At 72.8% G+C, this 18,553-nt stretch carries 19 protein-coding genes; 15 read left to right on the forward strand and 4 right to left on the reverse strand.

Going from position 1 to position 18,553, the window contains the following annotated elements; genetic code table 11:
- Positions 1–29 precede the first annotated feature (29 nt).
- Complete coding sequence (gene coaA, locus ACZ6Y1_RS21685; RefSeq protein WP_469631988.1) at positions 30–1,079, reverse strand: type I pantothenate kinase; 1,050 nt, start codon at positions 1,077–1,079, stop codon at positions 30–32.
- Between the two features lie 275 nt (positions 1,080–1,354).
- Between coaA and ACZ6Y1_RS21690 the strand changes: the two genes are divergently transcribed.
- From ACZ6Y1_RS21690 to ACZ6Y1_RS21725, 8 genes are all read left to right on the forward strand, one after another.
- On the forward strand, positions 1,355–2,122 hold the full coding sequence (locus tag ACZ6Y1_RS21690) for a hypothetical protein (protein ID WP_469631990.1): 768 nt from the start codon (positions 1,355–1,357) through the stop codon (positions 2,120–2,122).
- Positions 2,123–2,233: 111 nt separating this feature from the next.
- Positions 2,234–4,081, forward strand: a complete 1,848-nt coding sequence (gene glmS, locus ACZ6Y1_RS21695; protein ID WP_469631993.1) for a glutamine--fructose-6-phosphate transaminase (isomerizing) — start codon at positions 2,234–2,236, stop codon at positions 4,079–4,081.
- A 14-nt stretch (positions 4,082–4,095) separates the two neighbouring features.
- Entirely contained in the window at positions 4,096–4,464 is a 369-nt protein-coding gene (locus ACZ6Y1_RS21700; protein WP_469631996.1) for a holo-ACP synthase, read from the forward strand.
- A 3-nt stretch (positions 4,465–4,467) separates the two neighbouring features.
- Positions 4,468–5,859: an NAD(P)H-hydrate dehydratase gene (locus ACZ6Y1_RS21705; protein WP_469631999.1), complete on the forward strand. Its 1,392-nt coding sequence runs from the start codon at positions 4,468–4,470 to the stop codon at positions 5,857–5,859.
- Positions 5,860–6,041: 182 nt separating this feature from the next.
- Positions 6,042–7,184, forward strand: coding sequence for an alanine racemase (gene alr / locus ACZ6Y1_RS21710; protein WP_469632002.1), 1,143 nt, complete (start codon positions 6,042–6,044; stop codon positions 7,182–7,184).
- Positions 7,129–8,397: an alpha/beta fold hydrolase gene (locus tag ACZ6Y1_RS21715; protein ID WP_469632005.1), complete on the forward strand. Its 1,269-nt coding sequence runs from the start codon at positions 7,129–7,131 to the stop codon at positions 8,395–8,397. Before alr ends, ACZ6Y1_RS21715 begins: the two co-directional genes overlap by 56 nt.
- Positions 8,398–8,467: 70 nt before the next feature.
- The gene (tsaE, locus tag ACZ6Y1_RS21720; protein WP_469632058.1) at positions 8,468–8,935 is read left to right on the forward strand and encodes a tRNA (adenosine(37)-N6)-threonylcarbamoyltransferase complex ATPase subunit type 1 TsaE; all 468 of its coding nucleotides are present in this window, start codon (positions 8,468–8,470) and stop codon (positions 8,933–8,935) included.
- A gap of 150 nt (positions 8,936–9,085) precedes the next feature.
- On the forward strand, positions 9,086–9,286 hold the full coding sequence (locus ACZ6Y1_RS21725; RefSeq protein WP_469632007.1) for a hypothetical protein: 201 nt from the start codon (positions 9,086–9,088) through the stop codon (positions 9,284–9,286).
- Between the two features lie 45 nt (positions 9,287–9,331).
- Here the strand turns inward: ACZ6Y1_RS21725 and ACZ6Y1_RS21730 are convergent, their stop codons facing one another.
- Positions 9,332–9,889, reverse strand: coding sequence for a hypothetical protein (locus ACZ6Y1_RS21730; protein WP_469632010.1), 558 nt, complete (start codon positions 9,887–9,889; stop codon positions 9,332–9,334).
- Between the two features lie 146 nt (positions 9,890–10,035).
- Between ACZ6Y1_RS21730 and tsaB the strand changes: the two genes are divergently transcribed.
- The 5 genes from tsaB to ACZ6Y1_RS21755 are packed head-to-tail and all read left to right on the forward strand — an operon-like array spanning position 10,036 to position 13,294.
- Positions 10,036–10,698 carry a tRNA (adenosine(37)-N6)-threonylcarbamoyltransferase complex dimerization subunit type 1 TsaB gene (gene tsaB / locus ACZ6Y1_RS21735; RefSeq protein WP_469632012.1) on the forward strand — a complete coding sequence of 221 codons (663 nt, stop codon included), beginning with the start codon at positions 10,036–10,038 and terminating at the stop codon, positions 10,696–10,698.
- 47 nt (positions 10,699–10,745) lie between these two features.
- Positions 10,746–11,228: a ribosomal protein S18-alanine N-acetyltransferase gene (rimI, locus tag ACZ6Y1_RS21740; protein WP_469632060.1), complete on the forward strand. Its 483-nt coding sequence runs from the start codon at positions 10,746–10,748 to the stop codon at positions 11,226–11,228.
- Positions 11,221–12,366, forward strand: coding sequence for a tRNA (adenosine(37)-N6)-threonylcarbamoyltransferase complex transferase subunit TsaD (tsaD, locus tag ACZ6Y1_RS21745; RefSeq protein ID WP_469632015.1), 1,146 nt, complete (start codon positions 11,221–11,223; stop codon positions 12,364–12,366). The genes rimI and tsaD overlap by 8 nt, the downstream gene beginning before the upstream one ends.
- Positions 12,363–12,632 (forward strand): hypothetical protein, encoded by a 270-nt coding sequence (locus ACZ6Y1_RS21750; protein WP_469632018.1) that lies wholly within the window; start codon positions 12,363–12,365, stop codon positions 12,630–12,632. The genes tsaD and ACZ6Y1_RS21750 overlap by 4 nt, the downstream gene beginning before the upstream one ends.
- A 32-nt stretch (positions 12,633–12,664) precedes the next feature.
- Positions 12,665–13,294 carry a hypothetical protein gene (locus ACZ6Y1_RS21755; RefSeq protein ID WP_469632021.1) on the forward strand — a complete coding sequence of 210 codons (630 nt, stop codon included), beginning with the start codon at positions 12,665–12,667 and terminating at the stop codon, positions 13,292–13,294.
- 161 nt (positions 13,295–13,455) lie between these two features.
- Here the strand turns inward: ACZ6Y1_RS21755 and ACZ6Y1_RS21760 are convergent, their stop codons facing one another.
- Positions 13,456–13,866: a VOC family protein gene (locus ACZ6Y1_RS21760; RefSeq protein ID WP_469632024.1), complete on the reverse strand. Its 411-nt coding sequence runs from the start codon at positions 13,864–13,866 to the stop codon at positions 13,456–13,458.
- Positions 13,867–14,127: 261 nt separating this feature from the next.
- Positions 14,128–15,390, reverse strand: coding sequence for a class I SAM-dependent methyltransferase (locus ACZ6Y1_RS21765; RefSeq protein WP_469632028.1), 1,263 nt, complete (start codon positions 15,388–15,390; stop codon positions 14,128–14,130).
- A gap of 142 nt (positions 15,391–15,532) precedes the next feature.
- On the opposite strand from ACZ6Y1_RS21765, the gene ACZ6Y1_RS21770 reads away from it, so the two are divergent.
- Both ACZ6Y1_RS21770 and ACZ6Y1_RS21775 read left to right on the forward strand, forming a co-directional pair.
- Positions 15,533–16,483, forward strand: coding sequence for a polysaccharide deacetylase family protein (locus ACZ6Y1_RS21770; RefSeq protein ID WP_469632031.1), 951 nt, complete (start codon positions 15,533–15,535; stop codon positions 16,481–16,483).
- Positions 16,480–17,385 (forward strand): polysaccharide deacetylase family protein, encoded by a 906-nt coding sequence (locus ACZ6Y1_RS21775; RefSeq protein WP_469632034.1) that lies wholly within the window; start codon positions 16,480–16,482, stop codon positions 17,383–17,385. Before ACZ6Y1_RS21770 ends, ACZ6Y1_RS21775 begins: the two co-directional genes overlap by 4 nt.
- The last annotated feature ends 1,168 nt before the right edge of the window (positions 17,386–18,553 follow it).

Consider the following 18,553-nt stretch of genomic DNA (forward strand, 5'->3'; position numbering starts at 1 on the left):
CACCCTAACCGCCCGGATGCCGCAGGGCGCTAGAGCTTGCGCAGACTCAGTTTCTGGACCTTGTGGTCCGGCCCCTTGCGTACGACCAGGGTCGCGCGGCCCCGGGTGGGAGCCACGTTCTCCAGCAGGTTGGGCTTGTTGACGGTGCGCCACATCGTCTGCGCGTACTCCATGGCCTCCTCCTCCGAGACCTGCGTGTACTTGCGGAAGTAGGAGAAGGGGTTCTGGAAGGCGGTCTCGCGCAGCTTCCGGAAGCGGCCCAGGTACCAGCGCTCGATGTCCTCGGGGCGCGCGTCCACGTACACGCTGAAGTCGAAGTAGTCGGCGAGGGCGACGCGGGTGCGGCCGTCCGTCCCGGGGAGGGCCGGCTGGAGCACGTTCAGGCCCTCCACGATGAGGATGTCGGGGCGGCGTACGACGAGCTCCTCGCCCGGCACGATGTCGTAGATCAGGTGCGAGTAGACGGGGGCCCGCACCTCGTCCTTGCCGGCCTTGATGTCGGCGACGAACCGGGTGAGCGCGCGGCGGTCGTAGGACTCGGGGAAGCCCTTGCGGGAGGTGAGCCCGCGCCGCTGGAGCTCCTTCATCGGGTAGAGGAACCCGTCGGTGGTGACCAGCTCCACGCGCGGGTGCTCGGGCCAGCGGGCCAGCAGGGCCTGGAGCAGACGGGCCACCGTCGACTTCCCGACGGCGACCGAACCGGCGACCCCTATGACGAAGGGGGTGCCCGTCTGCGCGCCGTGGCCGTTGCCCGCGTCGCCGAGGAAGGTGTTCAGGGTGCCGCGGAGGTTGCTGGTGGCGCCGACGTAGAGGTTGAGCAGGCGTGAGAGCGGCAGGTACACGTCGCGGACCTCGTCGAGGTCGATGACGTCACCGAGGCCGCGCAGCCGCTCCACCTCCTCCGCGGTCAGCGGCAGCGGCGTCCGCTCGCGCAGGGCGCTCCACTCGGCGCGGGTGAGTTCGACGTACGGGGAGGCGTCGGGGCCCCGTCGATGGTGGGCGGGGCGCAGGGGCTGTCCCTCCTGGCCGGGGCGCTCCATCGCGCTGTCGGGCGTGCTTCGTGGCGGCGAAGTGATCACACCGCCATTGTCGGGGCTCGGAGGCGGTTGTGGGTGGTGTGGTCGGTCACGTGACCGGGGGCGGCCCGGCCAGGGGGTTGTGCGGGGGCGGGTACCGGGTCTGTCGCCGTGCGGTCTCGTCGTGGTCACGATCGGAGGCATGCGCGAAATGATCCGGATGAGTGATCCTTTTGCCGGTACATTGCCTGACACCGCAGTTCTCGCGCGCGCCCCGGCCCTGCCGACGGGCGCCGCTCATGCTGCTCTCTGTTCATGATTTCTGGGGGAGATCCTTCGTGCGTACCGCTCTTGTCCGTCGTACCGTCCTGACCGCGTCCGCGGTGTCCCTGGCCCTGCTCGCCACCGCCTGCGGCTCCGACAAGGCGGACGACAAGAAGGCGGACGCCAAGCCGTCCGCCGCCGCGACCTCGGCGGCCCCGGCCGCCAAGGGCAAGACGGACGCGGACCTGGCCAAGGTCCTGATCACCCAGGCGGACCTCCCGGGCCACATGGTCGTGCCGGCCAGCCCCGCCGAGGCCGCGGCGGGCGCGACCGCCACCAGCGACAAGCCCGAGTGCAAGGTGCTGGTCCAGGCGCAGTCCTTCGCCCCGGTCGGCACCCCCACCGGGGCCGCGCGCACCAAGGCCGTCGCCACGCCGAAGGGCGCCGAGGGCCTCTCGGAGGTGGACAAGGCGAAGGCCCTGCTGGGTGCCCTCGGCTCCACGGCCACGGCCGTGACCCTCGCCTCGTACGACGGCAAGGGCGCCGAGGAGGCCTTCGCCGCGGTCAAGACCGCGGGCCAGAAGTGCGCCGGCGGCTACTCCGCCATCCAGGACGGCGACACCGGCAAGGTCACCAAGGTCGCTCCCGGTGCCGCCGTCACCGCCGGTGACGAGGCCCTGGCCCTGACCGTCGAGATCGACTCCGAGGGTCAGAAGATCACCACCCAGCTGGTGGTCGTGCGCAAGGGCGGCACCGTGGCGACGTTCTCCGCGGTGAGCCTGGCCGGCACCGCCGAGCAGCCCAAGGCCGTCGTCGACGCCCAGGTCAAGAAGCTCGGCTGAGCCCCCCGGACCGACTGACCGTCAACCCCGCTCCGGCGCATGCGCCGGAGCGGGGTTTTCGTCTTGTTCGGGTACGGGGCGGACGGCCCGGGACGGCGTACGCTGCGGCCTATGTGCGGAATTGTGGGTTACGTGGGAGCGCAGTCGGCGCTCGATGTGGTCATCGCCGGACTCAAGCGGCTGGAGTACCGCGGCTACGACTCGGCCGGGGTCGCCGTACTCGCCGACGGGGAACTGGCGTCCGTCAAGAAGGCCGGAAAACTGGTCAACCTGGAGAAGGAGCTGGTCGGGCACCCGCTCCCGGCCGGGTCCACGGGGCTCGGGCACACCCGGTGGGCGACCCACGGCGGGCCCACCGACGTCAATGCCCACCCGCACCTGGACAATTCGGGTCGCGTCGCCGTGGTGCACAACGGCATCATCGAGAACTTCGCCCTGCTCCGTGCCGAACTCGCCGAGCGCGGGCACCGGCTGGAGTCCGAGACCGACACCGAGGTCGTCGCGCACCTGCTGGCGGAGCGGTTCTCGGCCACCGGGGACCTCGCCGAGGCCATGCGGCAGGTGTGCCGCCGGCTGGAGGGCGCGTTCACGCTCGTCGCCGTGCACGCGGACGTGCCCGACGTGGTCGTCGGCGCCCGCCGCAACTCCCCGCTGGTGGTGGGCGTCGGCGAGGACGAGAACTTCCTCGCCTCGGACGTCGCCGCGTTCATCGCCCACACCCGGTCCGCGATCGAGCTGGGTCAGGACCAGGTCGTAGAGCTCCGCCGCGAAGGGGTCACGGTGACCAACTTCGACGGTACGGACGCGACCGTGCGGGCGTACCACGTCGACTGGGACGCCTCGGCGGCCGAGAAGGGCGGCTACGACTACTTCATGCTCAAGGAGATCGCCGAGCAGCCCAAGGCCGTCGCCGACACCCTCCTGGGCAGGATCGACGCGAGCGGCTCGCTGAGCCTGGACGAGGTGCGCATCCCCGTGTCGGTGCTCCGGGAGGTCGACAAGGTCGTGATCGTCGCGTGCGGTACGGCCTACCACGCGGGCATGATCGCGAAGCTGGCCATCGAGCACTGGACGCGCGTCCCGTGCGAGACGGAGCTGGCGAGCGAGTTCCGCTACCGCGACCCGATCCTCGACCAGCGGACGCTGGTCGTCGCGATCTCCCAGTCCGGCGAGACCATGGACACCCTGATGGCGCTGCGGCACGCACGCGAACAGGGCGCCAAGGTGCTGGCCATCTGCAACACCAACGGGTCCACGATCCCGCGCGAATCGGACGCGGTGCTCTACACGCACGCAGGCCCCGAGGTGGCCGTCGCCTCGACCAAGGCGTTCCTGACGCAGCTGGTGGCCTGCTACCTGGTCGCGCTGTACCTCGGGCAGGTGCGCGGCACCAAGTGGGGCGACGAGATCCGCGCCGTGGTCCGGGAGCTGTCGGACATCGCCGCGGCCGTGGACACCGTGCTGGAGACCATGGAGCCCGTACGGAAGCTCGCGCGCTCCCTCGCCGACAAGGACACCGTGCTGTTCCTGGGCCGGCACGTGGGCTACCCGGTGGCGCTGGAGGGCGCGCTCAAGCTCAAGGAGCTGGCGTACATGCACGCCGAGGGCTTCGCGGCGGGCGAGCTCAAGCACGGGCCGATCGCGCTGATCGAGAAGGACCTGCCGGTGGTGGTGGTCGTCCCGTCGCCGCGAGGCCGGTCCGTCCTCCACGACAAGATCGTGTCCAACATCCAGGAGATCCGGGCGCGCGGTGCGCGGACCATCGTGATCGCGGAGGAGGGCGACGAGGCGGTCGTCCCGTACGCCGACCACCTGATCCGGATCCCGGTGACGCCGACGCTGCTCCAGCCGCTGGTGGCCACGGTGCCGCTGCAGGTCTTCGCGTGCGAACTGGCGACGGCGCGTGGCAACGAGGTGGACCAGCCGCGTAACCTCGCGAAGTCGGTGACGGTGGAGTAGTTGGGGTTCTCGTTGTGATTATCGGCGTCGGGATCGACGTGGCGGAGATCGAGCGGTTCGGCGAGGTCATGGAACGGACTCCGAGGATGGCGCAGCGCCTGTTCCTCGACTCCGAGTTGACCCTGCCGAGCGGCGAGCGGCGCGGGATCGCCTCGCTCGCCGCGCGGTTCGCCGCGAAGGAGGCCCTGGCCAAGGCCCTGGGCGCGCCCGCCGGTCTGCTGTGGACCGACGCCGAGGTGTACGTGGAGGACAGCGGGCGGCCCCGGCTGCGGGTGACGGGTACGGTGCAGGCGCGGGCGGCGGAGCTGGGCGTGAAGTCGTGGCACATCTCGCTGAGCCACGACGCCGGGGTGGCCTCCGCGGTGGTGATCGCCGAGGGTTGATCCATGCGTAGTGCTTACAGCGTGGAGACGGTACGGGGCGCCGAGCGGGAGTTGATGGCCCGGCTGCCCGAAGGCGCCCTGATGCAGCGGGCGGCGGCCGGGCTGGCCGCCGTCTGCGCGGGACTGCTCGGGAGGGTGTACGGGGCCCGGGTGGTGCTGCTCGTCGGGGCCGGGGACAACGGCGGTGACGCGCTGTACGCGGGCGCGCGGCTGGCCCGGAGGGGCGCCTCGGTGACCGCGGTGCCGATGGATCCGGCGCGGATGCACACGGGCGGCCTGGCGGCGCTGCGGGCGGCCGGGGGGCGGGTCGGGGAGAAGGTCCCGGCCCGGGCCGACCTGGTGCTGGACGGACTGGTCGGCATCGGCGGGCGCGGCGGACTGCGGCCGGCGGCGGCCGCGCTGGCCGAGCGGATCCCGGCGGGCGCGGTGGTGGTGGCCGTGGACCTGCCGAGCGGGGTCGACGCCGACTCCGGGGAGGTGGCGGGTGCGGCCGTCACGGCCGACGTCACCGTGACCTTCGGGGCGTACAAGCCCGGCCTCCTGATCGACCCCGGGGCCTCGCGGACGGGCGCGGTGCGGCTGGTGGACATCGGCCTGGAGCTGCCGTCGCCGCCTGACGCGGAGGCCCTGCAGCACGCGGACGTGGCGGAGCTGCTGCCGGTGCCGACGGCGTCGAGCGACAAGTACCGCAGGGGCGTCGTCGGGATCGTCGCCGGGTCCGCGCAGTACCCGGGCGCGGCGGTGCTGGCCGTGGCGGGTGCGCTGCGCGGCGGCGCGGGCGCGGTGCGGTACGTGGGGCCGGCCGCGGACGCGGTGCTGGCCCGCTTCCCGGAGACGCTGATCGGGCGGGGCCGGGTGCAGGCGTGGGTGGTCGGGCCGGGGCTGGGGGAGGGGCGCGGCGGGGAGGTCGCGGATCTGCTGGCGCAGGACGTGCCCGTACTGGTCGACGCGGACGGGCTGCGCGGGCTGGACGCGGCGGCGCTGCGGGCGCGGACCGCCCCGACGCTGCTGACCCCGCACGCGGGGGAGGCGGCGGCGCTGCTGGGGGTCCCGCGGGAGTCGGTGGAGGCGGGACGGCTGGGGGCCGTAAGGGATCTGGCGGGGCGTTACGGGGCGGCGGTGCTGCTGAAGGGCTCCACGACGCTGGTGGCCGCCGGGGGTTCGCCCGTGCGGGTGAACCCGACGGGGACGCCGTGGCTGGCCACCGCGGGGAGCGGCGACGTGCTGTCCGGACTGGCCGGGTCTCTCCTGGCGGGGGGCCTGTCGGCGGTGGACGCCGGCTCGGTGGCGGCCTACCTCCACGGCCTGGCGGCCCGCCTGTGCGGTGGCCCCCTCCTGGCCCAGGACGTGGCCGCGGCCCTTCCGGACGCGTGGCGCGATGTCCGCCGCCCTTGACGCGTGCGCGGCGCCGCTGCCGGGGGCGCTGCCCCCGGACCCCCGGTTCTCGAACGCCGGACGGGCTGGACGTGCCTCCGGCGTTCGAGGACCGGGGGCCGGGGCGGAGCCCCGAAGCCCGCTGAGGCACGACGGTGCGGCCACACCATGGGCCCGGGAAGGGTTCTGAGAGACTGGGGGCGATGAACGAGACAGCCACGCGCGTGTACGCCGAGATCGATCTTGACGCCGTACGGGGGAACGTGCGCGCACTGCGCGAGCGGGCCCCCCGGGCCGAGGTGATGGCCGTGGTCAAGGCGGATGCCTACGGGCACGGCGCCTTGGCCTGCGCAAAGGCCGCCCAGCAGGCCGGTGCGACCTGGCTCGGCACCGCCACCCCCGACGAGGCGCTCGCCCTGCGCGCCGCCGGCGTCGAGGGCCGGATCATGTGCTGGCTCTGGACCCCCGGCGGGCCCTGGCGGGAGGCCGTGGAGGCCGGCCTCGACGTCTCCGTGAGCGGCATGTGGGCGCTGGAAGAGGTCCGCGCGGCCGCCCGCGCCGCCGGCCGCACCGCGCGCGTCCAGCTCAAGGCCGACACCGGCCTCGGCCGCAACGGCTGCCAGCCCGCCGACTGGGAGGAGCTGGTCACCGCGGCCGTCGCCGCCCAGGCCGAGGGCACCGTGAACGTCACCGGCGTCTGGTCGCACTTCGCGTGCGCCGACGAGCCCGGCCACCCTTCGGTCCCGCTCCAGCTCGCCGCGTTCCGCGACATGCTCGCCTACGCCGAGAAGGAGGGCGTCGAGCCCGAGGTCCGGCACATCGCCAACTCGCCCGCCACCCTCACCCTCCCCGAGTCCCATTTCGACCTGGTGCGCTGCGGCCTCGCCGTCTACGGGGTCTCGCCGGCCCCCGAACTCGGCACGCCCGCCGAGCTCGGGCTGCGGCCCGCGATGACCCTCAAGGCCCGCGTCGCGCTCGTCAAGACCGTCCCGGCCGGGCACGGCGTCAGTTACGGGCACCACTACGTCACCGGGCACGAGACCTCCCTCGCGCTCATCCCGGCCGGCTACGCCGACGGCGTCCCGCGGCACGGGTCCGGCGCCGGTCCGGTCCTGGTCGGCGGCAAGGTCCGTACGGTCGCCGGGCGCGTCGCCATGGACCAGTTCGTGGTCGACTTGGACGGAGACGGCGACCGCGTCCGCGTCGGCGACGAAGCCGTCATCTTCGGGGACGCGGAGCGCGGTGAACCCACCGCCGAGGACTGGGCTCAGGCGGCACACACGATCGCGTATGAGATCGTCACCCGTATCGGTGGCCGGGTGCCCCGGGTGTACCTCGGCGGCTGAGCGGAGTGAGGGCGGCGGCGTGAGCGAGAACTGGCGCAAGGCCGGCTGGGCCGGGGCCGCGATCGGTGTGATGGCCGCGGGCGCGGCAGCCGGTGTCGCGGTCGAACGGATCACCGTCGGGCGGGGCATGCGCATGAAGGCGCGCCTCGCGCTCGACGCGGCCGGGGACTACGGGTCCCTGCGCGGGACGGAAGGGGTCTGCCGGGCGGAGGACGCCACCGAGCTCCACTACGAGATCGACGAGCTCCCGGGCGACCCCAAGCCGGCCCGGTCACGGCTGCGGCGCAAGCCCGCGCCCCGGCCCACCGTCGTGTTCTGCCACGGCTACTGCCTCTCCCAGGACTCCTGGCACTTCCAGCGCGCCGCCCTGCGCGGGGTGGTCCGCGCCGTCTACTGGGACCAGCGCAGCCACGGCCGCAGTGCCCGGGGCCTGGCACAGGCGGACGGCGAGCCGCTGACCATAGACCAGCTCGGGCGCGACCTGAAGGCCGTGATCGACGCGACCGCCCCCGAGGGTCCGCTGATCCTGGTGGGTCACTCGATGGGCGGAATGACCATCATGGCCCTCGCCGACCAGTACCCCGAGCTGGTGCGGGAGCGGGTCGTCGGCGTGGCCCTGGTCGGCACCTCCAGCGGCCGGCTCGGCGAGGTGACGTACGGGCTCCCCTCCGTAGGCGTGGGAGCCGTACGCCGGCTGCTGCCCGGGGTGCTCAAGGCGCTCGGATCGCAGGTCGAGCTGGTGGAGAAGGGCCGCCGGGCCACCGCGGACCTGTTCGCCGGCATGATCAAGATGTACTCGTTCGGCTCCAAGGACGTGGACCCGGCCGTGGCGCGCTTCGCGGAGCGGCTGATCGAGGCCACCCCGATCGACGTGGTCGCCGAGTTCTACCCGGCCTTCCAGACCCACGACAAGTCCGGGGCGCTCCAGCACTTCGAGGGCCTTCCCGTCATCGTCATGGCCGGGGACAAGGACATGATCACCCCGCCCGGGCACAGCACGGCCATCAAGGAGGCCCTGCCCGGCGCCGAACTGGTGCTCCTGGAGTCCACCGGGCACCTGATGATGCTCGAACGCCCGGAGACCGTGACCCTGCTGCTCATGGAGCTGCTGGCCCGCACCGGCGCGGTGACGGTCCCCGTAGCGACTAACGTTGGCCCGCATGGAAGAAGTACCGCTGGAAGCACATCGCAGCCAGGCAGCACCGGCACCTGAGGCCGGGCACTGCGAGGGCACCGGGAGTGCCGGCACGCAGGCCCGGATCACCGTCGACTCCCCGGACGCCATGCAGGACCTGGGCCGCAGGATCGCGGGGCTGCTGCGCCCCGGTGACCTCGTCCTGCTGACCGGCGAGCTGGGCGCGGGCAAGACCACCCTGACGCGCGGGCTCGGCGAGGGCCTGGGTGTGCGCGGGGCCGTGACCTCGCCGACCTTCGTCATCGCCCGCGTGCACCCCTCGCTGAGCGGCGGCCCGGCGCTGGTGCACGTGGACGCGTACCGCCTGGGCGGCGGGCTGGAGGAGATGGAGGACCTGGACCTCGACGTCTCGCTGCCGGAGTCCGTGATCGTCGTGGAGTGGGGCGACGGCAAGGTGGAGGAGCTCTCCGACGACCGGCTGCACGTGGTGATCGCGCGCGCGGTCGGCCACGAGGAGGTCCTGGACGACGTACGGGAGGTGTCCGTGCGCGGGATCGGGGCGCGCTGGGCCGCCGGTGCCGGGGTCGAGGCGCTCGCCGGAGCCCTCTCGGAGTAGGGGGACCGTCCCGGGGGCGGTCCGCCGGCAGACGTCCCGACAACGCGTCGGCAAGATATTGCGCTCACGGCAGCGCTCGTGATGACATGGTATCGAGCGTTTCTTAGGTATGCCTAAGTTCGGCGTCCCCGGGCCCAGGAGGCAGCAGCCATGCCGGCACCAGCAGGAGCACCCCGCGACCCCCGCCCCTCCGCGTCCGCCTCCGCCGTGTCCATGCGGGCGCTGCTCGCCGCGGGAGCGGCCGCCACCGCCGTCTCGACGCCGCCGTCCGCGCGGGCCGGCGCACCGGACGGGGACGAGCCGCAGGAGGGCGTACGCGAACGGGCCGCCACGGAGTCCGAAGCGGCCTGAGTCACACGTACGGGTGAACCTGCGGGGGAAACCGCGGGCGATCGGCTACGGGACGACGACGACCTTCGCGCCGATCGTCGCGAAGGCCCACATCGCGTCGCCGTCGGCGCGCGCCATGCGGATGCCGCCGGTCTTCTTGTTCGGGTCGGGCTCGGGCGTCGCGCCGTCCACGCGGGCGCTGAAGCCGACCGCCACGCCCTCGGTGGTCGCGAACCGCACGACGTGCTCGATCGGCACCCCGTCCGAACCCGTCACCGTGCCCGAGCGCGAGCCGACCGTGTACGTGCCCGCCTTCGGGTGCACGGTGCTCGGCATCACCGCGAACGACTTCGGCTCCTGCCCGACCGGTCCGACCAGCCACACCCGCTTCTGGCCCACCGAGTACACGACGCGCGTACCGGTCCCGGAACCCTCGGGAACGGCCACCGGCTTCGCAGGGTCCTGCTTCGCGGGAGCCTGGCTCGGAGCGGGCGAAGGCTGCGCCCCGGCCGCCTTCGGGGGATGCGCGGGGGCCGTCGCCGAGGCCTGGTAGCCGAGGAACCCGACCGCGGCGATCGCCGCGGCGGTGAGCCCGGCCACGATTCCCGAGCTGCTGCGTGCCACCTTGCTCCACCTCTCCGATCCGACCCGTCGCCCGGACCGGCCACCTGCGCCGAACACCGGACCGACACCTGCGTCGAAAGGTAGCAGCCGGGCCGCCGTTCGACCGGCCGCAAGGGCCGGGGCCGCGGGAGTCGTAGGCTGTTCGCGTGCTCTTGCTCGCTGTAGATACCGCCACGCCCGCCGTCACCGTCGCCCTGCACGACGGCGAGTCCGTCCTCGCCGAGTCGAACCAGGTCGACGCCCGCCGACACGGGGAGCTGCTGCTGCCCTCCGTGGACAAGGTCCTCGCCGAGGCAGGGGTGAAGCTCGAAGCCGTCACCGGCATCGTCGTCGGCGTCGGCCCGGGCCCCTACACGGGCCTGCGCGTCGGCCTCGTCACCGCCTCCACCTTCGCCGCCGTGCTGGGCGTGCCCGTGCACGGCCTGTGCACCCTCGACGGCCTCGCCTACGCGGCCGGGGCCGCCGGGATCGAAGGCCCCTTCGCCGTCGCCACCGACGCACGGCGCAAGGAGGTCTACTGGGCCCGCTACGAGGACCCGCGCACGCGCGTCGGCGAGCCCGCCGTGGACCGCCCCGCTGACATCGCCGACCAGGTCGCCGGACTGCCCTCGGTGGGCCAGGGCGCGCTCCTGTACCCCGACGTCTTCACCGGCGCGCGGGAACCCGAGCACCAGTCGGCCGCCGCACTGGCCTCCCTGGCGGCCGAACGGCTGGCGGCCGGGCAGGAGTTCCTGCCCCCGACACCGCTCTACCTGCGCCGGCCCGACGCCCAGGTGCCGAAGAACTACAAGGTGGTCACCCCTCAGTGACCCCCGTGACCCCAGTGACCCCGGCGGCCCCCCACACGCTGCGCGAGATGCGCTGGTGGGACATCGCGCCCGTGCTGGAGCTGGAGCACGAGCTGTTCCCCGACGACGCCTGGTCCGCCGGGATGTTCTGGTCCGAGCTCGCCCACGCCCGCGGCCCGCGGTCCACGCGCCGTTACGTCGTCGCCGAGGACCCCGCGACCGGCCGGCTCGTGGGATACGCCGGACTGGCCGCCTCCGGTGACCTGGCCGACGTACAGACCATCGCCGTCGCCCGCGACCAGTGGGGGACCGGCCTCGGCGCGCGGCTCCTCACCGAGCTGCTGCGCGCCGCCACCGCCTTCGAGTGCGCCGAGGTGCTGCTGGAGGTACGGGTCGACAACACCCGTGCCCAGAAGCTCTACGAGCGCTTCGGCTTCGAGCCGATCGGCTTCCGGCGCGGCTACTACCAGCCCGGCAACATCGACGCGGTCGTCATGCGACTGACCGACCCCGCACAAGCACGAACTGAGAGCAGTGAGAGCAATGGCTGACGAACCGCTCGTCCTCGGTATCGAGACGTCCTGCGACGAGACCGGCGTCGGCGTCGTCCGGGGCACCACCCTGCTCGCGGACGCGATCGCGTCGAGCGTCGACGAGCACGCCCGCTTCGGCGGCGTCGTGCCCGAGGTGGCCTCCCGCGCCCACCTGGAGGCGATGGTCCCCACCATCGAACGCGCCCTGAAGGAAGCCGGCGTCAGCGCCCGCGACCTCGACGGCATCGCGGTCACGGCCGGCCCGGGCCTCGCCGGCGCGCTGCTGGTGGGCGTATCGGCGGCCAAGGCGTACGCGTACGCGCTGGGCAAGCCGCTCTACGGGGTGAACCACCTGGCCTCGCACATCTGCGTGGACCAGCTGGAGCACGGGCCGCTGCCGGAGCCGACCATGGCGCTGCTGGTCTCCGGCGGGCACTCCTCCCTGCTGCTGGCCCCCGACATCACCTCCGACGTCCGGCCGCTCGGCGCGACCATCGACGACGCCGCGGGCGAGGCCTTCGACAAGATCGCGCGCGTGCTGCAGCTCGGCTTCCCGGGTGGCCCGGTCATCGACCGGCTCGCGAAGGAGGGCGACCCCAAGGCGATCAACTTCCCGCGCGGGCTGACCGGGCCGCGCGACGCGGCGTACGACTTCTCCTTCTCCGGGCTGAAGACGGCCGTCGCCCGCTGGATCGAGGCGAAGCGGAACGCGGGCGAGGAAGTCCCGGTGCGCGATGTCGCGGCGTCCTTCCAGGAGGCCGTGGTGGACGTGCTGACGCGCAAGGCGATCCGGGCGTGCAAGGACGAGGGCGTCGACCACCTGATGATCGGCGGCGGCGTGGCGGCCAATTCCCGGCTGCGTTCGCTCGCGCAGGAGCGGTGCGACGCCGCGGGGATCGTCCTGCGCGTGCCGCGCCCGAAGCTGTGCACGGACAACGGCGCGATGGTGGCGGCGCTGGGCGCGGAGATGGTCAAGCGGAACCGGGCGGCCTCGGACTGGGACCTGTCGGCAGACTCCTCGCTGCCGGTCACGGACCCGCACGTGCCGGGAGCGGGGCACGCGCACGGCCAAGGGCACGCACACGGTCACGGTCACGGTCATGGACCCGACCACGACCACGTGCACGAGCTGAGCAAGGACAATCTGTACTCGTGAGCACCGTAGCCCTGATGTGGGAGGCCCGGGCCACCGGCGGCCGGGGCAACGAGCTGCTGGAGTGGGCGCGCGCCCAGGTCCTCGCCCGGGAACCGGTGCGCCGCGAGGTGTTCCGGGCCCCGCAGGACCGGGTGCTCGTCATCACCTGGTGGGAGACGCCCGAGGGCGTCTCGGCCGAGCTCCCCGAACTGCCCGAGCCGGCGGCCGACTTGATCACGCGGGCGGTCCACCGCTGGCGCTTCGAGTCGGTCGAGACCACGCCGTAGGGTCCCGGTACGCGGCGGATATGGTCATGTCCATGCCCCGCAGCCCCCTGCCGCCCCTGCCGCCGCCCGCGCACCTGCGCGCCTGGCTGGACGACGCCGTGCTGCGGGCCGACCGCGCACGGTTCCTGAAGGACCTGAGCCGGCGCAGCCTGGGCATCGGGCGGCTGCTGCTGCTGTGGGCCGTCGCGGCCGTCTTCGTGCTCGGCTGGGCCTTCGTCAGCACCGCCTGGATGGCCCTGGAACGGCACGAGGTCTTCTCGTACGTCCACGGCCTCATCTACGCCGTACTGGGCGTGGGCGTGCTGATCCCGGCCGGGTTCTGGCTCGTCCGGGGCGTCCGGCAGGACCGTAGGGTGCGGCAACTGCTCCACGCCTGGGTGGAGTCGGACCGGGACCCGGTCGCGGACGCCCGGCTCCGGGCGCCCGGGCTGAGCCTGGTCTGGCTGTTGGCCTCGCTCGCGCTGGGCGCCGTCGGGCTGTGGATCGCCTTCGGCGCCGCCGGCTCGGCCCGCCCGGGCCGCACGACGTACGGCGAGATCGCGTACGGCATGGGCACAGGACAGATCCTGTGGATCACGGGCCTGCTGGGCCTCGCCAAGGCGGTCGTCCACTACCGCTGGGCACTGCGCGCCTTCCGGCCGGGGCGCCGGCCGGGGCCCTAGGGGGTGTTGCGAGAGTCCCGCACGGCGCCCAGGGCGCCCGGGACGCAGGCTCGCCGCACCGGCCGAAGCCCCGAGCACGCCCAGTACGAGGGCCTTCACCCGGCACGCCGAGAGCACGCACCGGACACCGCGGGCCCCGCACAGGACGTTCGCAACACCCTTTAGGCGGTCGCCAGGTTCAGCTGCCAGGAGACGCCGAAACGGTCGTTGACCCAGCCGAAGCGGGCGCTGAAGCCGTACGACCCCACCGGCATCAGCTCCGAGCCCTGCTCGGCGAGGGCCGCGTAGAGCCGGTCGAGCTCCGCCGCGCTCTCGCACTCCACGAAGAGCGACATCGCCGGCGTGAAGCCGAAGCCGTGCTTGACGTGGCTGTCGATGCACATGAACCGCTGCCCGGCGAGCGCGAACGTGGCGACCTTCACGGTGCCCTCCTCGCCGGGCCCGTCGGCGTCGTAGCGGCTGATGTCGATGACCTCGGCGTCGTCGAACAGCGAGGCGTAGAAGGTCATGGCCTCCTCGGCCCTGCCCTCGAACATCAGGAACGTGGTGATCTTCTGCGGAGCCGGGGCCATGGGGCTGCCTTTCCGGTGACGGGTGACGTACGGGTCTCCCGCCCGAGGCTAGGACAAGCCTCCGACACCGCCCCGACGGCTCACGCAACGCACTTCGGGGGGCCGGCCCGAGCCACCCGGGCCGGCCGACGCCGTCGCGGGTCTCCCCGGCCCGCACGGCGCCCGGCCGATGCCGGCTTCCCCCGCCCGCACGGCGACCGGCCCGGACTCACGGCGGCAGTCCGCCCCCCGGGGGTTCCCGGGCCCACGGCGGCCGGCCGGTCAGTGCTCGTGCTTCGCCGCAGGCGGTACGGCAGGCGGTACGGCCGGGGCGCCGATCAGCATCGAGGGGGCTCCCGCCACCCGCGTCAGGAACACGGTCGCCGAGTTCGGCCCCTGCGGCTTGACCTTCTTGCGCAGCTCCTCCGGCTCGATCGCCGAGCCGCGCTTCTTCACGGTAAGGACGCCCACCCCGCGCTCGCGCAGCAGCGCCTTCAGCTTCTTCAGACCGAACGGCAGTACGTCGGTGATCTCGTACGCCGTCGCGTACGGCGTCGCCCGCAGCTCGTCGGCGGTCACGTAGGCGATGGTCGGGTCGATGAGCCGGCCGCCCAGCTGCTCGGCGACCTCCGCGACGAGGTGCGCGCGGATCACCGCGCCGTCGGGCTCGTACAGCCAGCGGCCCACCGGCCCCGCCTCCGGATCCGGCAGCGGATCGGCGGTGTGCAGCGCGCGCGGCCCGGGCAGCAGGGTGGCGCGCACCGTGCCGGGCGCGGTGCCGAACCAGAGCACGGCCTCCTTCACGTCCCCCTGGTCGGAAATCCACTCGGCCTCGGCCTCCTCGGGCACGGCCTCGTGCGGGATCCCGGGGGCGATCTTGATGGCGGCGTACTTGGCGCCCCTGGCGGTCCCGACGGCCCACGACAGCGGCGGCGAGTAGGACTCCGGGTCGAACACCCGCCCACCCGTCCCCCGGCCACCACCCCTCATCGACGCGCTTCGCGCGGCCCCTGAACCCATGCCGCCGCGCCGGGCGGGATCGATGAACACGGCGTCGAAGCCCGCCGTGTCCACCTCCGTCACATCGGCCTCCCGGACCTCGATCAGGTCCGCCAGCCCCAGCGCCTCGGCGTTGGCCCGCGCGACGGCGCAGGTCAGCGGGTCGCGGTCGACGGCGAGCACGCGGATGCCGAGCCGCGCGAGCGCGAGCGCGTCCCCGCCGATCCCGCAGCACAGGTCGGCGACGCTGCGGACGCCGAGGTCCGCCAGCCGCTGCGCGCGGTACGCGGCCACGGAGGCGCGGGTGGCCATCTCGCCGCCGCCGGAGGTGAAGTACATGCGGAAGGCGTCCTCCGCCCCGAACTTCGCCACCGCCCGCTGCCGCAGCCGGGCCTGCCCGAGCGCGGCGGAGACCAGCCCGGCGGGGTGCTCGCGGCGCAGCCGGGTGGCCACGGCCAGCTCCTGGGCGGGGTCGTAGTCGCGGAGCGAGTCGAGGAGGGCGCGGCCCTCGGGGGTCAGGAGGGCGGCGAAGTCTTCGGGGGTCACGCCCCCATTGTCGGCGACGGCGGGTCCGGGGAGCCGCTACGGGCCCGGCTGTGGGCCACTCGATGGAAGCTCGGAGGAACGTCGTCGGCCCGTCGCGGTGTCTTCCCGGGAGGCCGCTCCGCAGGTGCCAGTATGCGCAGCTATGCAGCTAGTCGGACAAAAAGAAGATAAGGCGCAACACGGTCACCGGCGTGCGGCGATCCCGCACGGCCGGTTCGGGGTGGCCCTGGCCGCCCTGCTCGTCGCCGCCCTCGGGACGGCATGCGGATCCACCGGCTCCGGCGGGGCCGAGAAGGCCGAGAAGGCCAAGACCGCCAAGGGCGCGGAGGGCGCGGCCGGCGCCGTCGTCTCGCAGGCGGAGCAGTTGAAGGCGGCCCAGCAGGCGCGCGTCGTGGCGGCGAAGAAGTGGCGCCTGGCCAAGACGCCGCTCACCGCCCCCGCGGCCCCGAAGACGAAGCCCGAGATCACCACCCGCGACGGCTTCGAGGTGGAGGACCAGGAGAACCTGCCGCCGGTCTTCACCACGGTTCCGACGGAGGACAAGGTCGTCTTCCTGACCATCGACGACGGCGCGGAGAAGGATCCCGAGTTCCTGAAGATGATGCAGGAGCTGAAGATCCCGTACACGGCCTTCCTCAGCGACTACCTCGTGCGCGACAACTACCCGTACTTCAAGCAGATGCAGGCGGCGGGCGTCACGCTGAACAACCACACGCTCAACCACCGCTACATGCCGGCGCTCTCGTACGAGAAGCAGCGCGAGGAGATCTGCGGTCAGCAGGACACCATCCAGAAGGAGTTCGGCAAGCGCCCGACCCTCTTCCGGCCGCCGTACGGCAACTACAACCAGGACACGCTGAAGGCGGCGAAGTCCTGCGGCATCAAGGCCGTCCCGCTGTGGAACGCCGAGGCGTTCACGAACCGCATGGACTACCGCGAGTGGGACCGCGATCTGCACCCCGGTGACATCATCCTCACGCACTTCCGCGGCAAGGAGGACTGGAAGGGCACGATGCCTGACATGATCCGTCATGTCATGAAGACCGTCACGGACAAGGGGTATGCCGTGGCACGGCTGGAGGATTATCTGTGAAGCACGCGCGCCGGTTCGTAGCCGGGACGCTGGCGGCCGGCGCGCTCGCGCTGTCCCTTGCGGGGTGCGGGGACAGCGTGGACCCCATCGAGCGGCTCGGCCGCAAGACGGCGGAGGAGAAGCCGGGGGCGAAGGAGACGGCGGCCGCCGGCTCGTCCGCCCCCTCGTCCCCGGGCGCCACCGGCAGCACGGGCAGCACCGGCACCTCGGACGAGGCGTACAAGAAGTGGGGCCTGACCGCGCCCCTCCAGTACGCGCCGAAGCCCGCCCAGAAGCCGCAGATACCGAAGGCGGCGCCCGGGAAGGTCCCGGTCATAGACCGAATACCCGTCCCGGCCGGCGAGAAGACCGTCTTCCTGACCTTCGACGACGGCGCCGAGAAGGACCCCGAGTTCCTCAAGATGGCCGCCGACCTCAAGCTGCCGATCAGCATGTTCCTGACGGACAATGTGGCGGCGTCGGACTACGGCCACTTCGAGAAGCTCCGCGACAACGGCTCCGGCAGCACGGTGAACAACCACACCCTGACCCACCCCAATCTGCGGACCCTCTCCTACGAGGCGCAGAAGCGCGAGATATGCGGCCAGCAGGAGCGCCTGGAGAAGCGCTTCGACAAGCGCCCACCGCTCTTCCGCCCGCCCTTCGGCAACTACAACGACGACACCCTCCGGGCCGCCTCGGAGTGCGGAGTCTCGTCCATGGTGCTGTGGAAGGTCTCGATGCAGATCAACAACTTCCAGTACGCCGAGGGCTCCGCCCTCAAACCGGGCGACATCATCCTGGCCCACTTCCGCGGCCCCTCCGAGCTCAAGGGCTCGACGGAGATCCAGATGACGACCCGCATGCTCCAGCGCATCCAGGAACAGGGCTACCGCATAGGCCGCCTGGAGGACTACCTGTAGGGGGGGTACGAGCGCACGCGGGCGCGGGCGCGGGGCCGGGCCGGGCCGGTACGCCCGCACGCGCACTCCGCACTTCACCCCCCCCCGCGAGCCACCGCCCCGGGTCAGCGGCTGCCCACCCGCCCCCTCGGGTGCGGGTGGGCGCGCGGCGGGTGTCGCTGGCGGAGGGGGCTGATGCGTTCGGGCCGAGCTCCGGGCGGCGGCGGTGACGTGGGGCTCGCCGGAGGGGTGGGTCGGGGGTGGGGGCGCGGGTTCGGCGGTGCCCCGGCCGGTCGGGAGCGAGGAAGGGTTGGGGGTTTCCCGTCAGTCCCATAGTCCTTCCGCGTCGGGCCGCCCTGTCAAGGGCGCTCCTCCTTCGTCGTCGCGTCGCTGCGCGATCGCCTTCGGCGACCCTTGACAGGCCGTCCCGCCACGGAAAGACAAGGACTGTCGGGAAACCCCCAAAAGAACGGGCCGGGCGGAAGAGCCCATAAGCGGCCCGGCCAGAGATGCGCGAGGTGGTCCAGGGGGGCGCCGCCCCTCGGGCCGCCTGTTCGCCCTGCGGGCCGGGCAGACGGCCGGCACCCCTCCCCACCTCGGCCACAAGAGCCTGACCGGCGGGAAGGGCGCACCAGATCGCTACGCGCTCCTCATTTCTCAGCGTCTGGCCCCCGTCCGGGGCTGATCTCGCCCCAGATCGCTACGCGCTCCTCCTTGACGGCGTCCACGGTCGTCTTGGGCCGGGCATAGGCCGCCCCAGATCGCTACGCGCTTCTCGACGACGGCGTCCGGCCCCCGTCTGGGGCTGAGGGGGACGATGGGGAGGAAAGAGGAGGGAAAAGGGGCCTGGGAAGGGGGCAGCAGGGAGGAACCTCGGCCTGGCCGAGCTGTATCCGCCACAGGGCGAGGCCGTCACCGCAAACCCATCCCCATATCGCCTCAATTGGGGCATTTCGATGGGTCTTTTCGTGCACTCGGGTGTCTGACCCGAGTACACCTCGGTCTGGCCGCTGTTTGGGGTGTTTTCCACCCAAGACCGCCCGCAGGCGCCGACATTGAGGGCCTGGAGTGGCCGTTGGCGGCCTATGTCCGGCCCTAGACGAGTAAGTCCGAAGTCTTCGGGCGCATAAAGCGAGGGTCTCGTTGGTTCGTTTGTGACGACAAACCTGGAGACCCTCGCGACTGCACT

Source organism: Streptomyces sp. NPDC053432 (genome assembly GCF_055585365.1).

Excerpts from the sequence above, each read along its gene's own strand:
- tsaD (WP_469632015.1), top strand. The coding sequence starts at position 11,221 with ATGGCTGACGAACCGCTCGTCCTCGGTATCGAGACGTCCTGCGACGAG.
- ACZ6Y1_RS21760 (WP_469632024.1), bottom strand. The coding sequence starts at position 13,866 with ATGGCCCCGGCTCCGCAGAAGATCACCACGTTCCTGATGTTCGAGGGC.
- ACZ6Y1_RS21705 (WP_469631999.1), top strand. The coding sequence starts at position 4,468 with ATGCGTAGTGCTTACAGCGTGGAGACGGTACGGGGCGCCGAGCGGGAG.
- alr (WP_469632002.1), top strand. The coding sequence starts at position 6,042 with ATGAACGAGACAGCCACGCGCGTGTACGCCGAGATCGATCTTGACGCC.
- ACZ6Y1_RS21770 (WP_469632031.1), top strand. The coding sequence starts at position 15,533 with ATGCAGCTAGTCGGACAAAAAGAAGATAAGGCGCAACACGGTCACCGG.
- tsaE (WP_469632058.1), top strand. The coding sequence starts at position 8,468 with ATGCAGGACCTGGGCCGCAGGATCGCGGGGCTGCTGCGCCCCGGTGAC.
- ACZ6Y1_RS21755 (WP_469632021.1), top strand. The coding sequence starts at position 12,665 with ATGCCCCGCAGCCCCCTGCCGCCCCTGCCGCCGCCCGCGCACCTGCGC.
- glmS (WP_469631993.1), top strand. The coding sequence starts at position 2,234 with ATGTGCGGAATTGTGGGTTACGTGGGAGCGCAGTCGGCGCTCGATGTG.
- ACZ6Y1_RS21725 (WP_469632007.1), top strand. The coding sequence starts at position 9,086 with ATGCCGGCACCAGCAGGAGCACCCCGCGACCCCCGCCCCTCCGCGTCC.
- ACZ6Y1_RS21715 (WP_469632005.1), top strand. The coding sequence starts at position 7,129 with ATGAGATCGTCACCCGTATCGGTGGCCGGGTGCCCCGGGTGTACCTCG.
- rimI (WP_469632060.1), top strand. The coding sequence starts at position 10,746 with ATGCGCTGGTGGGACATCGCGCCCGTGCTGGAGCTGGAGCACGAGCTG.